2 pseudogenes are annotated in these 1,458 nt (G+C 44.4%); both read left to right on the forward strand.

Going from position 1 to position 1,458, the window contains the following annotated elements:
• Positions 1–1,276 (forward strand): annotated as a pseudogene (locus tag HMPREF2675_RS11665) (hypothetical protein); the annotation flags it as partial.
• A gap of 1 nt (position 1,277) precedes the next feature.
• Positions 1,278–1,458: pseudogene (locus HMPREF2675_RS10620) on the forward strand (hypothetical protein); the annotation flags it as partial.

Raw genomic sequence — 1,458 nt, forward strand, 5'->3', positions numbered from 1 at the left:
AGTAGGGGCGAATGTCGATTGGAACAATAGGCGGCTGCACGACAGCGAGATCAGAAAAATTAAAAATAATGCCGCCAAATTTGCCAAACTCCATCCCGGCATTTCCCAACGGCAGGCAGAAGAGCGGCTAGTAGCGCAAGCTATGCGTCAGGTCGATGCGACTTATTATGCCAAACATGCCGACACCGACACGGCGGCGGAACAATTCCTGCGTAGCATAGCGGGAAGTTTCAAAGCCGATGGGGAAACGTTCCTTGATTTTGCCCCAATGAAGTATTACAGAGACAGCGGTAAATTTGCCGAACAGCAGGGCTATAGGGAAACGAGGGAGCAGTTGAAACGAAATGCGGTTTCCAGTTATACGCAAAGAAGCCGGCAGATTCGGAACAAAACTTTTGATACTGCTACAACCGGACTGGGTAAAGGCATAGCCAACCTGCCGTCGTTCTATGCAAACGGCTTCATCGGTACGTATAACGGCGTTATCGGCAAACTGGTCGGTAAGGAAGTACCGCACGTCCCATTGATCAAGGACTACAACAACCCTATCGAAGAAGAGGTAGGAGCTTGGGCTGCTGACAAATTTGACAGAGCGGCGGGTATGATAACCGGGATTAGGATCGGTGCTGTCTCATCAGGAAGGGGGACATGGAATAAAAACGGCAAAACCGGTGCCGGACAAAAGACCGGGGAGATGTCCGTCCTCGATGGGGAGATGGCGGGAGGGAATAAAAATCCAATCACTTCAAAAAGACACAGTGATGTAACTAAGGACTATGTCGGCGTAACCGAACAAAAAGCGTTGCCTAAGCCGGATAAATCCGCACCGAAGATAAGACCTAATGGTACAGTAGAGCTATTTACAGACAGCAAAGGGGTACAAATACCTGGAGCAGTAGGGGTTAGCCCATCAGATCCGATGGCTGTTGCAAGAGATGCACGTTTTATGCCCAATATACCGACAGGCAGTCAGGCGAGAGTTATCGCAAATAATCCTTATATCCCTAAACCAGAAGGGAAATTTACAATAATGGATTATCTTCCTGAAGCAGCACGTATTACAAAAACAGGGGGAGAAATTGTGATTAATGGCACAGTAACCAATAAATATCTAAGAGGAATTCCAAATGAAACAGAACTGGCCCGAATGGGATTAAGGTTAAAATATAATGGTCCGTTAAAGGAGGAGTTTAAACAACTGAAATTTCAGAAGAGTGATGGAAGCGACTTGAACTCAACAGTCCTTAAAACCATTGTTTTTGAAAAGGTAAAATAATATGACAACTTATACTATTCCAAGAAAAGATTATCAATTTCTGTATATATATGAGGGCACTCTATTAAACTATACTTTGAAAAACGATGAGTTTCATATTATCGTCAATTGTGTGGATTATCCGGATTTACCTCAAGAGCTTCCTACCCCCAATTATTCAGACTGGGTAAAAATTAAATTCA

The organism is Neisseria sp. HMSC061H08, from assembly GCF_001836795.1.
In the GTDB taxonomy this organism is placed as follows: Bacteria; Pseudomonadota; Gammaproteobacteria; order Burkholderiales; family Neisseriaceae; genus Neisseria; species Neisseria subflava_A.